This is a genomic window from Stenotrophomonas sp. Steno-Z2 (genome assembly GCF_056393235.1).
Genome location: NZ_JBWJOY010000007.1, coordinates 107,214 through 122,021 on the forward strand (window position 1 = coordinate 107,214; position 14,808 = coordinate 122,021).

Genomic DNA, 14,808 nt, shown 5'->3' on the forward strand with positions numbered 1-14,808 from the left:
CAGATGACCGGGCGATAGGCATTTATCCCTCGCGCCGAGCCCTATGTATACCCCCTGCAGCCACATCCAATGGCCATCGCCGTGTGTTGCCTTCGGACCAAGCGATTGCCGCAATGACGCTTTTCGAAAGGCAGCTGTCTGGGCTGGGCTCTCCCGCCGAGGCCACACTGGCCCCTCTGGACGACGGGTGTCACCTGCAACCGCTGCACATCCAAGGCCCGAACTACTTCGGCTTCGCGATCGGCGCGGCTTGCCCATCGCAGCAGCCGCGAAGCGGTTGATCATCGCTGGCCCACCTGACCCAAGGCATGGAACCAGCCGATAGCTGGGCGACCGACGCGCACAGATGGTTGAGTATCGCTAGCACCGCCGGTTCCAGCCATGATCCCTCACCCGCAAGTATCACGAGCCGATCGTGCCCCGCTGGTCGTACCAGCCTTGGGTTCGATTGACGATGTGGACCACCGACAGCATCACCGGCACCTCGATCAGCACACCGACGACTGTCGCTAGCGCCGCGCCCGAGTGGACACCGAAGACGCTCACCGCCGTGGCCACTGCCAGCTCGAAGAAGTTGCTGGCGCCGATCAGGGCTGACGGACCGGCCACGCAATGGGCAACGCCCAGCTTGCGATTGAGCAGATAGGCCAGCCCGGAGTTGAAATAGACCTGGATGAGGATGGGCACGGCCAGCATGGCGATGACCAGCGGCTGCGCCAGGATCTGCTGGCCCTGGAACCCGAACAGCAGCACCAGCATCAGCAGCAGGGCCGCCAGCGAAAGCGGGCCGAGCCTGGCGAGCCAACTGTCGAGCCGCGCCTGCCCACCATTTCGCATCACCCAGGCGCGCAGGCCCGTGGCGATGATCACCGGCACCACGATATAGAGCCCCACGGAGATGGCCAGCGTGGCCCACGGCACGGTGATCGAGGAAATGCCGAGCAGCAGCGCGACCAACGGAGCGAACGCGACCACCATGATGGCGTCGTTCAAGGCTACCTGGCTGAGGGTAAAGGCGGCATCCCCGCGGCAGAGGTTGCTCCACACGAACACCATCGCGGTGCACGGCGCCGCCGCCAGCAGGATGAGGCCGGCAATGTAGGAGTCCACCTGGTCAGCCGGCAGCCAAGGTCCGAAAACGTCGCGCAGGAAGAACCACCCCAGCAGGGCCATCGAGAACGGCTTCACCGCCCAGTTGATGAACAGCGTGGTGCCGATGCCACGCCAGTGCTGACCGACCTGACGCAGCGCGCCGAAGTCGATCTTCATCAGCATCGGCACGATCATCACCCAGATAAGCACGGCCACGGGCAGGTTCACCTGCGCCCACTCGATGCTGCCCAGGCGCACGAAGGCGGCCGGCCATCGGTGGCCCAGCAGTGTGCCAACCACGATGCAGAGCGCTACCCACAAGGTCAGGTAGCGCTCGAAGAACCCCATGCGTGGTGCAGCGTCACTCACCGGCTTCGTCCTCGGCCTCGACAAAGCCAATCTTGTCCAGGGCGGCCTTGAGCTGTGCACGGTCCTCCCAGGCCGACGAGGGAAGCGCCAGGAAGGCCATCAGTCGGGCCTGGATGACACGATGGGCCTGCTTGAATGCCGCACGCTTGTCGTCATCGCTGCCGCCGGCTGCTGCGGGGTCAGGCAAACCCCAATGGGTGCGTAGGAAATCCCCGAACACCACCGGGCAGGTCTCTGCTGCCGCCGAGTCGCACACGGTCACGACCAGGTCCATACGCGGGGCCTCCGGCGTGGTGAATTCGTCCCAGGACTTGCTGCGCAGCCCGGCGGTGGATATCCCCTCGACCTGCAGCTGGGCCAGGGCGAACGGGTTCACGGTGCCGGTGGGCTGGCTGCCGGCACTGAACACCTTGAAACGGTTACCGGCCCACGCGCGCAGCGTGGCCTCGGCCAGGACGCTACGGGCACTGTTGCCGGTGCACAGGAAGAGGACGTTGCGGGTCATGGCGAAGGTGGTATGTGGAGAAAGGCGGGGCGCTGCAGGAGAACGGCCGCTGGATCAGCAACCGCAGGCGGGACCGGTCACCGGCGCGCATTCGGCATTGCTCGAACCGGCGCAGCAGTTGTGGGTCAGGTACTCGATCAGGCCGTTCATTGCCTGGAAGTTGGCGCGATAGCAGACATAGCGGCCCTGGCTCTCACCCTCCACCAGGCCGGCATGCACCAGCTCCTTCAGATGGAAGGACAGCGTCGCGCCGGGAACGCCTAGCGCCTCGCCGATGTCACCGGCCATGCGGCCTGCAGGACCGGCTTCGACCAGCAGGCGGAAGGCGGCCAGGCGGGTTGCATGGCCCAAGGCGGTCAGGGAGGCGATTGCATCTTTCGTTTCCATATTTATAGAATAGTCGAATGAATAAGCCCGAACAATCCCCCTTCGACCTTCCCGCCCACCTGGACGCTGGCCTACTCCCCACGCCTGTGCATGAGGTGCTGGGCGCCGGCGACGTGCATCCACCTCGCATCCTGCTGCTGTACGGCTCGCTGCGGCCGCAGTCCTTCAGCCGAAAGCTGGCGTTGGAAGCAGAACGCATCCTGCAGCACCTCGGTGCCGAGACCCGGGTGTTCGATCCGCACGACCTGCCGGTGCTGGACAGCGTCGACAAAAGCCACCCGAAGGTGCAGCAGCTGCGCGAGTGGTCGCAGTGGTCGGAGGGCCAGGTCTGGGTATCCCCTGAGCGCCACGGCACGATCACCGGCGTGTTCAAGAACCAGATTGACTGGCTGCCGCTGGAAGATGGCAGCGTGCGACCGACCCAGGGCAAAACGCTGGCGGTGATGCAGGTCAACGGCGGCTCGCAGTCCTTCAACGTGGTCAACACGCTGCGGGTCCTGGGCCGCTGGATGCGCATGGTCACCATCCCGAACCAGTCGTCGGTCGCCAAGGCCTGGCAGGAGTTCGACGACAACGGCCGCATGAAGCCTTCGTCCTACTATGACCGCGTGGTGGACGTGATGGAGGAGCTGATGAAGTTCACTCTGCTGGTCCGCGGTCGCAGCGACTATCTGGTAGACCGCTACAGCGAGCGGCGAGGCGCCGAAGAGGCACGTCACATTTCGGTGGCGGCTAGCGTCGCGGAGTAACTGCCAGAGTCGATTCCGTTCAGATGCCCAAGAAGCTGGTGGCGCTGCCCAGTTCTCTTAGGTGCATGGAACTTCGCGACATGACACGCTAGTGAATGGGCGGAGTACCGATGGTCTCGCTCTCGCGTGACATTGCCTTGCGAGATTGCTCAATCTTGTTACGCATGGCAAAAATTTTCTCCTGTTCTCGTCGCTTGATCTGCCCTCGGTCACAACGACCAAGGGATCGGAGGTCAGGATGCCGAAAGTGGATGGGGCAGCTATAAAGGGCCCCTCGCTGCAGCAAGGCCCAGTGAGGCATCTCGGATACGCCATCGAGGAGTACGCGCCTACTCTGCTCGACAAATGCGTCTTGAATTTTGGCAAGTGCATCCACCCAATGTTGAAAAGAGCTGACCAAACTGAGTTGCGCTGCGCCAAAATTGGGAAGCCTGAAGTCGCGGCTATCTTTTCCTGCATGCCTGAGTGTCAAAGTTTGCACCATCTGCTGGAACTCGCCATTCCATTGCAAACGCCAGAGCGCATAGGCCTGTCCCAAACAACATAACCTTGGGTCAATGCTCACCTCGGTCGCCCTACGTCGCAAGCCGCCCATAGCTCCAATGGCGTATCGACAACAAGCACCGTGCCCGCGCAAGTGTGTACGACGCAGATGGCGCGACACAGCATTCATCAAGCGCATGTAGGGCTGCAACCTGTCGCTGGCGGCCCCTTCGTTCTCATAAGGCTGTATTGGCGCCGAGAGGGATGATGCAGGAAAGGTACGGAAACTGACTGGTGTCGGCTCCAATGCAGCAGCAACTCGTTGGTTCGGAGCCAAAGCCTGAGCTCGCCAGTAAAGCCCTGACTGCGAGTTCAGGGACAATCCATGCCACAAATCGAACGCATACCCGGTGCCTGCTCGCTGGTAGCCGACGTGGAGCATCTCTGCTTCCCACTGCCAGCGCTCCAGGTCGTCATAGATAGCTGTGTCCCGTTCTACTTGATCCGGTGTACGTAACTCAGGGGTATCTCTAACCAGCAGAGATTTCTCACATCGAGAACAAACGTAGCCATGAATCTGCGTCCCCTTGGTATCGATAGCGTTCCCGCAATCTGGGCAGCCTTCGCGTAGTCGCTGGAAATGAACAATGCAGAGCCGAAATCTATGATCCTGCTGATATTGGTAATGAAGACCGGCCCGAATGCACACCGGACAGTAGCGCAAGGCATTGGCTGGCAACCATCGACGTTTCTGAGAGAGGACCTCAGCGACCTGCCTGATCTCTTCTTGATCGGCCGAAGACCCGCTCACATGGGAGTCTGGCAGGAGAACCGCCTCATTGGCCATATGAAAACGCCACGCCCGTTTGGTCCTAAGCCAAGATACGGGAGAGTGGTTTAGCCACTCTAGAAGCTGGATGACAGTCCAGGATGAGCAGTGCTCATCAACTAGGATCGCGTTCCAGGCGATCATCCGGTCGACCGCCGTTTCGACTTCATGCCACGTCCGGCAGCTGCCATAGCGGGAGGCGTCCGCACTCCGTAATCTGAGTCCTCGATCGCCTGTTCCCATACGTCCTTCGAGATCACAAGCTCGGCCGCATCGCTTGCTTCGGCTTCCAGGCCGACGAGCATCAACGCTTCGGCGACCCATTGCATGCTCACCCCTTCACGATCAACACCCCCTCCGGATCGTGCCCGGAAGGCGTCGTAAAGATCATTAGCGCACTTGGCCAATCGAAACCCGTGTTCAAACGCGCGCGGCCACAGATACTGCGTGTATGACCACCCCGAGCCAGCTGGATACTCCGTTCCCTCGTCGCAGCAACGAAGACACATCTGGATGTCCGAAGCATCTTGCAAGCTGCGGAACTCGTTCAACCTGGACATGAACCTTTCGCTCAAGTCGGGCATCTGCACTTTGAGGCGGTCATGCATTGCGCACAGCTGGCTTTGGCCGAAGAGTACGACCGTGACTTTGATGTCACGGACCGTGAGCCAGTTGACCACGCGTTTCAGCCACCCCAGCTCTTTCGCGTGCAGGTTCTGAGCCTCATCGATCACGAAGAAGAGACGCCTCCCGGTGACCGCGATGGAATAGAGAGCCCTCTCAAGCTGATTTCTCTTTCCTGTCAGGGTACGATCAATTCGTGTTTCATAATCGATCTCAGAAAGCAGATCCTCAATTAGCGCGCCTTCGGCGGGCACCTCCTTTGAGGACGGTTCATAGACTATGAATCCGCACTGCGGAAACTGAGTTGGGGCTAGCTTCCGCAGCGCAGCAATACAAGAGGACTTCCCAGAGAGTGGATGTGCCCAGAATGCCACAGAGGACCGCGCGCGACGGGCCTTATCAAAGACTAACGTCGCTGCCTCCCTTACAGGAGGTGTGGCAAGTACCGCATTGCCCCTCAATAGCGGATGATCGGCGAGAAGATCTGCATAAGTTGCGCGGATTGCCGCCACGATGTCCTGGCCCTGCATAGTAGCCTCACGTTCTTCCAATGACACTGAAGTCAATGACTCGCGGGTTGCGAACTCGGCGCACAAGCTGTCTAGTTGAATCGCGGTTTGGGGCCCCGTCGTCAGCCGTCGATCGCCGCGAGCTGTAGCCTTTACGAGCTTCCTCTGCAACGATGGAGGCTGCCTGCGTCACGCGGGGTGACTTAGCGTTTGCCTCAAGCGCGGCGTGCTCCTGCTCTGCAAGGAATGCCTTGGCCGGATCATGATCCATCTGATCATGCGCGTACTTGATTTTGGCCTTGAGCAGTTTGCGCATCTCGCGCGAATGTGGGTATCTCCATCGAGAAGATATCGGCACCAGCTCGCCCAGATCCTCCCCCTCGGCGGTGTACGCATGGACGCGGGATATATCGTAGGGGTCGATATGCAATCTGATCTTCTTGCCTAACAGGTCCCATCTTGCTGCGAGCTGCTCGGATGAGTACTCCACAGAAGCGTAAGTAACGTAGGGCAACCTGCCTTTCGCTTTGCTGCCTCGCACGGTGGGACAATAGATCTCCACTCTCAGCGGGAAAGACTCGCAATGCTGCGGCGGGCACAGCGGCGGCAGCGCCCCGCTGGTGTTGGAGTAATAGTCAAGCAACTGCTCTGAAGGACTACAGCCGTAGTTAGCTTCAGTCGGTGTACCGTTCCAACGCGTGACAGCATCATCCATCGCCCGCATGAGCTGGCCCATGGAGATCTTTCTACGCACCGCCTCCCGCTCTGGGTTGACGCGCCGCGTGTCGACAGAGCTGTTCCCTGTGGTGGCCCTTGAGCGGTGGAAGAGCTCACGAGCCATCCAGCAGAAAACTCGCTCCACCAGGTGACGCCGCTCGGGGCGTTTAATTGCCCCGAAGCTTACGGCAGCGCCAGCTTCCTTGCGAATCTTGTCGCATACTGAATCGGACAGGTGAGCGAGAGCGTTGTCGATGAAGATGCTATCAAAGCCCAGCCGAGTTCCGTCCGACGAATTGGCCATCACCCCAATGCAGACATTCATCGCCTCTTTAGTATCCGCCGATAGACACTGACCTGCGATGGCCTTGTCAATGCACTGAAGAAAGTCCTCGCTGGAGATCTGCCGACGCACAACCAGGTCCCATGCCAAGATATAGCTGGTGAACCTGTCCACGACCACGATCAGCGTCAACCGCCGGCACGGGACATGTCTCACCCCTTTGGGTGTTTCAATGCCGATGGAGATGATCAGATGCACCTCATGTTCATCTGCCTCCACTACCTCGAACGGCGCTTTCACCTCCAGCTTTGCCAGCGGAGACTTCCCCCGTTTAGACCGGTCCCTGCTGACCTCCCCATATTGAAGTAGTGCTACGCGCTGATGATTGTGTTCAAAGAAGCTGCGTGCGTATTTGGCGATGCTGTTCCTGGCCTGGCGCTCTACACAGAACGGCCAGGCGAAAGGCGCAATGCCTGCCTCTGTGCAGAGGCGCAGAAATACTTGATGGGTAGTGCGCGGAGTCACGCGCCCCCGATCTTCGCCCCAGGGATCGACACCTGTTGCCAAATACTTGTCCAAAGCGGTTTTCAAGCCTGGAAGAGCAGAAAGCGTGTACTCCAGCGCGCCGGCGTATCCGCCCCGGGAAAGGTGGGGCATTGACTTCAGCGGCCTTCTGCGAACATGTGCTTCGGTCCGAATGCCTTTCACCAAGCCGATCCAGCCGGCGCAGCTTCCATCGTGCATGAGACGAACGCATTGATTGAGGTAGCGAACGACCTGGTGACATTGATAGCCGTAGCGAGCTTGGATTTGGGCAATCGACATACCACCGAGATAGGCAATCACCGCATCCCGCCGTCGCTTCCAAACGGCTAGCGCTTCAGGATCAAGGGCGGTGGAGTCGAACTGCGACCAAGCCTCCATGTTCCGAAGCTCGGCAGGCAGCGTTCTTCGGTTGTATCTAACGACGGCTGGCATGATCCAGCCTCATCAGCCGCGTGTGCATGCACCATGGCGCAGTGTCCATGTTGGACGAGATGGCTCGTTCCCGGAGTGCGAGCACCGTTGCTCCGATCACATGCAAGGAGTGATGCCTCCCCAAGTGCCTGACAATGGACTGTATCGTCGCCGAGGAACTCAGCCGAATGTAGGACTCCACATCATCTACCACCGGCCTCAAGTCCGCACCATTGCATCGATGAAATGCTGCAATAGCGGCTTTCCAGTTCCGGATGCGAAGTGAGGAGTCGAGCAGGTCCCCCGCCGAAACTGAAATGATGTGATGGTCACAGGTGCCCCGCAGCGCGGCAATGTTCGCCAGGGCCCGCGGAGAACCATCATCAAGTGCCCGAGCCTGAAAGGATCCATCTTCTAGTACGACGAGCGCGTCAGCGAACGCTTCCACTTCGCCCAGCGAAAGATCTAATGAGTCCCCCGCATACTCTGCTTTGTAGACCGTTGGGTCTCCCTCGCAGTAGTAGAAGAGCAACATGCTCATGTCCCCACTGAGCGTGACTGCTCGTTCCGCCACCGGCGACTTGAGATGCCAGAGGTTTGCCGAGTTGCTGGTTCGCGCCTGCCGCACGCCCAGCATTCGTTTTCGCGCTCGCGTCGCCAAACTCATCTCAACACATCCAGTCCAGGCATCGCTCTGGCAAGGCTGGGGTTCACGATAGAAGTCAAAAAGGCGCTGTGATCGTAACGATCACGATGACGGCAGCCAGTTCTATCGTTTAGGTATGAGAGCCGACTTCAACACTACTCTCAGCGGCGGCACCTGGCAATTCCGCAGGAAGCCATGTTCAAAGTACGTAATTAGTTGAAAAAATTTCGCTTGAGTACAGACTTAGTTGCTACAAGCGGCATTCATATGGCGCCGTCGGGAGTAAACCAGTTCACTAACCTGTTGTAGCGAAAGAGATCGAAAAGTACGTACATAGTTGGCGCGTCACCCCCATCACACTACCGCGGCATTCCTGATCCGAGGCCGCTTTCAGGAGCGGCTTCGTTCACGTGACCTCGGCTACATTCCGCGCCGTAGCCGCATGTTGCGGTCGGCTTGGAGGTCTCATGAAAACCAGACATTCGCTTGGTTTCGCTTTGACCGCTACGGCGTTGCTCGCCGTTGCACCGGCTTTGGCCGACCCGCCACACCATGCGCGCGGCAATGGCCCGCCGGCCCATGCCGGCGGACCGGATAAGCGTCATGCGCCGCCCCCGGGATGGCAGAAGAAGGCCTGGCGTCGCGGTGACCGGTTGCCGTGGGCTGAAGTGGATCGACGCTATTGGGTTGACGACTACGCGCGATATGACCTGCGCGATCCCGGTCCCAGGCGTCGTTGGGTCCGGCAGTCCGACACCGAGTATCTGCTGGTGGAGATCGCCACTGGCCTGATCATCGACGCCTTGCACCGCTGACGGCTTGGCTGGTTGCATTCTGCGGTCGTGGCAGCTTCCCGGCCGACGAACCCGCGATTCGCGGAGTGCCTTTCGCGCAGGCTGTTGGTTGCGCCCCAAAAAACGCCCGGACGAACGGGCGTCCGCCGAAGTTCTGCTGTCGGAGTGCCGCTAGTTGCAGCGGTCGCAAGCTTCTGCGTGGCATCGGCAAGCTCCCCAAAACCGGCCCACATGCTCCGGGCACTGTCCGCAGTAACTCAGAAAAAACAATCCCTTTCGAATCTCCGCTTTCGCAGGCACTCCCTCAGCGCCGCGATTCCTTCCTTGTGCAACTGCGACACCCTGCCCTTGGTCACCCCCATCTCCCGCGCGATATCCTGGAACTGCTTCTGATGGATGTAGTGGGCGATGAGTATTTCGCGGCGGCGCGCGGGGATGTCCAGCAACGACTCCTGCAGCAACGAACTCCAGCTTCCCGAGTCGCGCCAATCAGCGGCTGTGTCTTCGTAGCGACCGTCCAGCATCAGGCCCAGGCCCAGTCCGACGACACTGTCGACAAAGGCGACCAGCGGATCGTCTTCGCCGCCGCGCAGGGATTCCAGCCGTTCCACCGGCATGCGATGCTTGCTGTCCATCGCGTCTGCGCGCAGGAATACCCTCATTCCGTTGAAGACCGCACCACGCACCCTTGGTTTGGCGTACCTGATGAACTCGACGCCATACTCCGAGTCGTACCGCATCATCGCTTCGAGCAGGCCAAGCTGCGCGTTCTGGACATGGTCGGCCCACTCCATCATGCGCAACGTGGTGCGCAGCACGACCGATCGCGCGACCGAACGTGCCCAGGGGCAGTAACGCAGGAACAGGAAGTCACGCGCCTCCGTATCGGATAGATGCGTGTATCTGCGCCAGAGCTCCTTCTCGATGGAATCCATGCGTGACCAGCGTCAGGTCCAGAAGCTTCCCAACAAGGTTCGCGATACCAGAACCCAGCCATCGATGAGGATGAAGAGCAGTATCTTCAGCGGCAGGCTGATCGTGGTCGGCGGCAACATGATCATGCCCAGCGCCATCAGGATGGCCGCGACGACCAGATCGATCAGCAGGAACGGCAGAAAGATCACGAAGCCGATCTGGAAGGCGGTCTTCAGTTCGCTCAACAGGAATGCCGCCGCCAGGTGGGTGAAGCGGATGTCCTGCATGGTTTTGGGGGGCTCGACCCGCGCCATCTCCAGCACCGCCAGCAGGTCCGACTCCCGCGTCTGCCGCACCATGAAGCCGCGGATGGGATCCCCTGCCCGCTCCAGGGCGGTACTCGCGCTCACCTGTTCGCTCAGATAGGGGGTGATGGCTTCGGTGTAGACCTGGTCCGCCACCGGCCCCATCGAGAACAGGGTCAGGAACATCGCCAAGGTGACCAGAACGCTGTTGGGCGGGGTCTGCGGAATGCCCAGCGCATGCCGCAACAACGCCAGCACGACGATGATGCGGGTAAAGGACGTCATGCCGATCAAGGCAATCGGAATGAACGACAGGAAGCTGAGCGCAAGGAAGGTCCGCAGCGCGGGAGCCAGGTCGTGCTTGATGGCCTCGCCCGCGGCATCGACGGCCGGGGCAGCTGCATGGACATCGCCAACGGCCAGGAGGCCCAGCAGCAGCATGCCTGCCGCCAGCTTATCGACCGTCCTGGTCGCCATGGGCGCCTCCAGCCTGGAACTCACCTTCCGTTGCGAGCGGGGCCATGGCGACCCCGTTGGGAGTTTCCACCACCAACATGGAATACCCATCGCGGGTCAGCGTGTGCGCAACGGCCCTGCGGCTGATGCGCTGGCTGTGAACGTTCCAGCGCGAGGCCACCTTGGTGCCGGGCGTCCCGTTCGTCCATGCGCCCAACCACCCTTTGCGGCGCAACTGCAACAGGACGATGAACGCCATCGCGAGCAGGCCCAGGGCAATGAGCCCGGCCCACAGGATGTCACCCGCACCCACTGCCGGATCTGACCGGTATGGAATCGCACTGGAAATCATCATCGCGGTCAAACCAGTTCCGTGATGCGGACGCCCAGCTTCTCTTCGACAGCCACCAGCTCGCCACGGGCGACCGGGCGCCCGTTGAGCAGCAAGGTCACCTCCGCCTCGACGCCCTGGTCCAGCGTGACCAGATCCTTGCCCTGCAGCCGGAACAGTTCATCGATGGTCATTTCGGCGCTGCCGATCTCCGCGACCAGGGACACCTTCACATGTCCCAGCAGGCTCAGGTCCTTGTCGGTAATTGCCACTTCTTTGTTCATAAAAGATCCAAAAGTATTGCTGCGAAACAGGGAAGACCGGTGCCGGCACTCAGTCCAGCATGATGGTCCGTCGTGCGCGGTCGGGAACGATGCGGCCGGTGCGCAGGCGCCCTGACGGAGTCGACAGCGTTACGACCGGCTGCCGCGACACGTCCGTGAGCAACACCTCCCCTGTGCGCAGCTGCAGCGAATCCAGCAGTTCGATGCTGCCCAGTTCGATCGTGGCATCCACGCGCACCCGCGTCGGAATCACCGCGGTGCGTCGGTCGACCAGGCCGGGTCCGGGCACGACGGCCTGGTCGTGCGGCAGGCGGGCCGCGCACCAGGTGTCGTTCACCGCGACCTGGAAGTCACCGGGAAGAGGGGATATCCGCCAGGCCAGCCCTCCCCTTCGTGGCTCGAACGCTTCCAGCTGCTCCGGCAGGAGATCGCCCGCACCGGGCAGTTCAGCGCTTCCCCACAAGCAGGCCTGCAGCGCTGCCAGGCAGCGCTTCCCGACCTCTCCCACCAGATCCAGGCCATGGCCAGGGATCGCGCCAAGGTCCAGTGCGCTGGCCGCCAATGATCTGGCGGCGTCCGCTTCAGCGCTTATCCACATGGCCGCGCCGTCCGGGGCCGAAAACCACCAGTTCTGCCGGCCCCCGATGCGCACCATGGCCGCTGCGTCAACCGGCGACACAAGCGATTGTCGCCACTTCTGACCGCCCCATTCCCCGGCCCAGGCCTGTAGTCGCTCGCCCAGTTGAACCTGCAGCCTGTTGGCCCTGCTGGCGCCCTGCCAATGAATCCGCTTCATTCGCCTCAGCCACCCCGGGTGCTGTTGTAGAGCTGCTCGATCATTTCATTGCTCACCGACATCACCCGGGAGCTGGCCTGATAGCCGCGCTGGATGATCAGCATGTCGGCGAACTCCTGGGTCAGATCGATGTTCGACATCTCCAGGGAGCCCCCCATCACCTTGCCGAACCCACCCCCAAGGGCATGACCGAGCGAGCGACGCTGCGCATCGGCATTGGAGATCAGGCGACCGCCGTTGAGATCGAGCGTGCTTTCGCTGGCGAAGCTGGCCAGCGCCAATCGCAGGCCTTCGCGTTTTTCGCGGGAACCATAGGAGAACTGCAGGACGCCTTTCTCATCGAACGCTATCTGGGTGATGCCCAGTACCGATCGTCCGTCGGCTACGGTGCCGGCGACCGTGTTGCTGAGGCCAGCGAGGCTCGTTGTCCCCTGGAAGGTGCCGGGCGTGCCGAACGACAGTTCCACCGGCTGATCCACACCATCGAACTTCAGCTCCAGTGGAATCGAGCCATATCCTGCTTCCAGCGCTCCGGAGACGCTGAAGCGCAGTTCACCGCCTCCAACCTCGGTCCCATTCTCATCGGTCACCTTGACCAGAAAGCTGTTCGGCGTCACGGCCTTGTTGTTGGTGAAGGTCACCTTGAACGCATGGCTCTTGCCCGCCGCATCGAAGAGGGTGAGGCCCTCGACCTTGTGCGTGGTCTCGGCCGGAGCCAGGTTGCCGCTGAAGGTGATCCTGGTCGATGGCTCCGCGGGCAGCGTGCGATAGGCTTCCAGCGAGATGGGCTGGAGGTTCCCGGCGGTATCCAGAGCCATCACCTGGAAACGGCTGACGCTGTCGATGAGGATCCCGTCGTCGTCGAACATGAACTGACCCGCACGGGTGTAGTGCAACTGGCCCGAGCCGTCGCGCAGGACGAAGAAGCCGGTGCCATCCACCGCCACGTCCGTGGGATTTCCGGTCTGGCGCAGGTCGCCGGCGTTCGTACGCAGCCCCTCGCCGGCGATGCGCGTGCCGTGCTGGCGCCCGACATTCTGGAAGAAGGAGTCGCGGCCACGAAAGCCAGGGGTGTTCATGTTCGCGACGTTGTTGCTGACCGTATCCAGGCTGCGCGAAAAGCCGAACAGCCCGGAGAGACTGTTGAACAATGCTTGAAACATGGCGGGCTCCTAGGGCTTGACCAGGCTTACCTGGGGCAGACGAATTCCGGTCAGCACACCGGCGGCGGTATTGATGGTCAGTTCCGGCCCGGTGGTGGTGAACTGCACGGCCGCGACGGTGCCGGCGATGTTTCCGCCGGTAACCTGCATGACATCCACGGCCCGGCTCAGCAGCGCCAAAGCCTGGCTGGACGATTCCATGGTCAACATGCCCTCCATGTTGATGCCGAGCTGGCGGGACTGCTCGAGATTGCTGAACTGCGCCAGCTGGGCCAGGAACTCGCGGTTGTCCACCGGCTCCAGCGGATCCTGGAACTGCAACTGCGACAGGAACAACTTGATGAAACCTTCCTGATCGATGGTATTGCGTGCCTGCAGGCTGGCGCTGCCGTTGTTCACGACAGTACCGATTGAGTCGATGGCCATCAGCCCTCTCCCGGTTGAATTGACGGTCGCCGCCAGATCTCGCTGCCGTTGACCACGATGCGCCATACCGGCCGGGCTGGGCCGTAGAACGCGATGATGTCGTTGATGAGCGAAGCCGACGTTGCCTCGTCGAGCCGATAGTCACGCAGCCAGACGGTAGCCTGGCCCTCCGCATTTTCGACGCGGCGCTGGATCCGCTCGAGCCACGCTCCCAGCGTCGGGCCGGCTTCCTTTGCGGATATCGCGGACGATCCACGCTTCGCGGGTTCGGCGGAGGCCGCGGCGCTCGCCACAGGGGCAGCCTGCACCTCGAGGACTACCTGCCCCGGGGTAGGTGGCGATGCGGTTCCAGTCACGCCGGCCACGCTGGACTGCGGCCCGACAGCAGCAGGCCCCTCGCTGCGGACCACACACTCCTGCCCTGCCATCGCACCGCCATATGCCATTTGCCCGAGCTGCGACATCGCCGCCTGGGCAACCAGCTGCCACGGATAGAGCACGCCGCCCAGCAGCGGGTCCGGGTCCGTCGGCTGCGCAGCAGACACAGGCCCTCCCGGTACCGCCAGAAGGGCGTCCGGATTTCCCGCGTCCGTCTGCGGCATCCGCGTTCCCGGCGATTCCTCGCCATTCGGCGCCAAGGGGTGCTCGCCGTCCACGGGACGTGCGTGGGTACCCGGCCGCGGCTCCACGGCGCCCAGCGCCACCTTTCCGAAATCCGCCGCGCTTCTGTTCCCGGTGCTGCCACCCTCCCCGCTCGCCGGCGTCAGGACAGCTGCTGCATCAGCGATCCGCATGCAACCTCCGCGATAACCACATGTCGGCCACGTCGTCGGCCAGCCTGCGCTCGAAAGCCTCGGCGGCCTCATCCCTGAGGCGGTCGCCGCGGCGCGTCGTGACCTTGAGATCACGGGTAGCCTGCAACAGCCGCGTCATCTGGTTTGAATGCCGGGTATCGGCATCGCGCGCGGCGGTGTCCGCGGACTGCGCGGCCACGTGCAGGCGCTCCTCTGCCAGCAGCACCTGCTCATAAAGGCCCACCCAGCTGTCCGTCCCGACCACGGTGGATTTCCATGCAGTTGCCGTGTCCAGCCGAGCGTTGGCCTGCTGCAGCTCGGTCTCGCTCCTGCGCAGGGCTGTCGCGGTCTGCTCAAGCGCCAGCTCTTCGCGCTGTTCGGCCATCCTGCGCAT

Annotated in this window: 18 protein-coding genes; 2 read left to right on the forward strand and 16 right to left on the reverse strand. The window is 61.8% G+C overall.

Annotation, left to right across the window (positions count from 1 at the left end; genetic code table 11):
* Window positions 1-402 precede the first annotated feature (402 nt).
* The 3 genes from arsB to AC06FP_RS13935 are packed head-to-tail and all read right to left on the reverse strand — an operon-like array spanning window position 403 to window position 2,353.
* A complete protein-coding gene (arsB, locus tag AC06FP_RS13925) occupies window positions 403-1,440 on the reverse strand; it encodes an ACR3 family arsenite efflux transporter (RefSeq protein ID WP_478075898.1) in 1,038 nt (345 codons plus the stop codon).
* A gap of 13 nt (window positions 1,441-1,453) precedes the next feature.
* On the reverse strand, window positions 1,454-1,966 hold the full coding sequence (locus AC06FP_RS13930; protein WP_478075899.1) for an arsenate reductase ArsC: 513 nt from the start codon (window positions 1,964-1,966) through the stop codon (window positions 1,454-1,456).
* 54 nt (window positions 1,967-2,020) lie between these two features.
* Window positions 2,021-2,353, reverse strand: a complete 333-nt coding sequence (locus AC06FP_RS13935; protein ID WP_478075900.1) for an ArsR/SmtB family transcription factor — start codon at window positions 2,351-2,353, stop codon at window positions 2,021-2,023.
* A gap of 17 nt (window positions 2,354-2,370) precedes the next feature.
* On the opposite strand from AC06FP_RS13935, the gene arsH reads away from it, so the two are divergent.
* Window positions 2,371-3,102: an arsenical resistance protein ArsH gene (gene arsH / locus AC06FP_RS13940; RefSeq protein ID WP_478075901.1), complete on the forward strand. Its 732-nt coding sequence runs from the start codon at window positions 2,371-2,373 to the stop codon at window positions 3,100-3,102.
* Window positions 3,103-3,190: 88 nt separating this feature from the next.
* Here arsH and AC06FP_RS13945 read toward each other — a convergent pair whose 3' ends face one another.
* The 4 genes from AC06FP_RS13945 to AC06FP_RS13960 form a co-directional block, all read right to left on the reverse strand.
* A complete protein-coding gene (locus AC06FP_RS13945) occupies window positions 3,191-4,432 on the reverse strand; it encodes a hypothetical protein (protein WP_478075902.1) in 1,242 nt (413 codons plus the stop codon).
* Between the two features lie 122 nt (window positions 4,433-4,554).
* Window positions 4,555-5,568 carry an ATP-binding protein gene (locus AC06FP_RS13950; RefSeq protein WP_478075903.1) on the reverse strand — a complete coding sequence of 338 codons (1,014 nt, stop codon included), beginning with the start codon at window positions 5,566-5,568 and terminating at the stop codon, window positions 4,555-4,557.
* Window positions 5,569-5,575: 7 nt separating this feature from the next.
* Complete coding sequence (locus tag AC06FP_RS13955; protein WP_478075904.1) at window positions 5,576-7,471, reverse strand: hypothetical protein; 1,896 nt, start codon at window positions 7,469-7,471, stop codon at window positions 5,576-5,578.
* A 37-nt stretch (window positions 7,472-7,508) separates the two neighbouring features.
* On the reverse strand, window positions 7,509-8,171 hold the full coding sequence (locus AC06FP_RS13960) for a hypothetical protein (protein WP_478075905.1): 663 nt from the start codon (window positions 8,169-8,171) through the stop codon (window positions 7,509-7,511).
* Between the two features lie 446 nt (window positions 8,172-8,617).
* Here AC06FP_RS13960 and AC06FP_RS13965 point away from each other — a divergent pair, with 446 nt between their 5' ends.
* Complete coding sequence (locus tag AC06FP_RS13965) at window positions 8,618-8,965, forward strand: RcnB family protein (RefSeq protein WP_478075906.1); 348 nt, start codon at window positions 8,618-8,620, stop codon at window positions 8,963-8,965.
* Window positions 8,966-9,201: 236 nt separating this feature from the next.
* On the opposite strand, the gene AC06FP_RS13970 is transcribed toward AC06FP_RS13965, so the two are convergent.
* From AC06FP_RS13970 to AC06FP_RS14010, 9 genes are read right to left on the reverse strand one after another with little or no spacing between them, the layout of a single operon-like run.
* Complete coding sequence (locus AC06FP_RS13970) at window positions 9,202-9,879, reverse strand: sigma-70 family RNA polymerase sigma factor (protein WP_478075907.1); 678 nt, start codon at window positions 9,877-9,879, stop codon at window positions 9,202-9,204.
* Between the two features lie 12 nt (window positions 9,880-9,891).
* On the reverse strand, window positions 9,892-10,641 hold the full coding sequence (fliP, locus tag AC06FP_RS13975; RefSeq protein ID WP_478075908.1) for a flagellar type III secretion system pore protein FliP: 750 nt from the start codon (window positions 10,639-10,641) through the stop codon (window positions 9,892-9,894).
* Window positions 10,619-10,984, reverse strand: coding sequence for a hypothetical protein (locus AC06FP_RS13980; protein WP_478075909.1), 366 nt, complete (start codon window positions 10,982-10,984; stop codon window positions 10,619-10,621). Before AC06FP_RS13980 ends, fliP begins: the two co-directional genes overlap by 23 nt.
* Window positions 10,981-11,235, reverse strand: a complete 255-nt coding sequence (locus AC06FP_RS13985; protein ID WP_478075910.1) for a FliM/FliN family flagellar motor switch protein — start codon at window positions 11,233-11,235, stop codon at window positions 10,981-10,983. The genes AC06FP_RS13980 and AC06FP_RS13985 overlap by 4 nt, the downstream gene beginning before the upstream one ends.
* Window positions 11,236-11,284: 49 nt before the next feature.
* Window positions 11,285-12,031 carry a hypothetical protein gene (locus AC06FP_RS13990; protein ID WP_478075911.1) on the reverse strand — a complete coding sequence of 249 codons (747 nt, stop codon included), beginning with the start codon at window positions 12,029-12,031 and terminating at the stop codon, window positions 11,285-11,287.
* A 5-nt stretch (window positions 12,032-12,036) separates the two neighbouring features.
* Window positions 12,037-13,194, reverse strand: coding sequence for a flagellar basal-body rod protein FlgF (flgF, locus tag AC06FP_RS13995; RefSeq protein ID WP_456119356.1), 1,158 nt, complete (start codon window positions 13,192-13,194; stop codon window positions 12,037-12,039).
* A 9-nt stretch (window positions 13,195-13,203) separates the two neighbouring features.
* Entirely contained in the window at window positions 13,204-13,620 is a 417-nt protein-coding gene (locus AC06FP_RS14000; protein ID WP_456119355.1) for a flagellar hook assembly protein FlgD, read from the reverse strand.
* Window positions 13,620-14,414 (reverse strand): hypothetical protein, encoded by a 795-nt coding sequence (locus tag AC06FP_RS14005; RefSeq protein WP_478075912.1) that lies wholly within the window; start codon window positions 14,412-14,414, stop codon window positions 13,620-13,622. Before AC06FP_RS14005 ends, AC06FP_RS14000 begins: the two co-directional genes overlap by 1 nt.
* The gene (locus AC06FP_RS14010) at window positions 14,401-14,799 is read right to left on the reverse strand and encodes a hypothetical protein (protein ID WP_456119353.1); all 399 of its coding nucleotides are present in this window, start codon (window positions 14,797-14,799) and stop codon (window positions 14,401-14,403) included. Before AC06FP_RS14010 ends, AC06FP_RS14005 begins: the two co-directional genes overlap by 14 nt.
* Window positions 14,800-14,808: the final 9 nt, after the last annotated feature.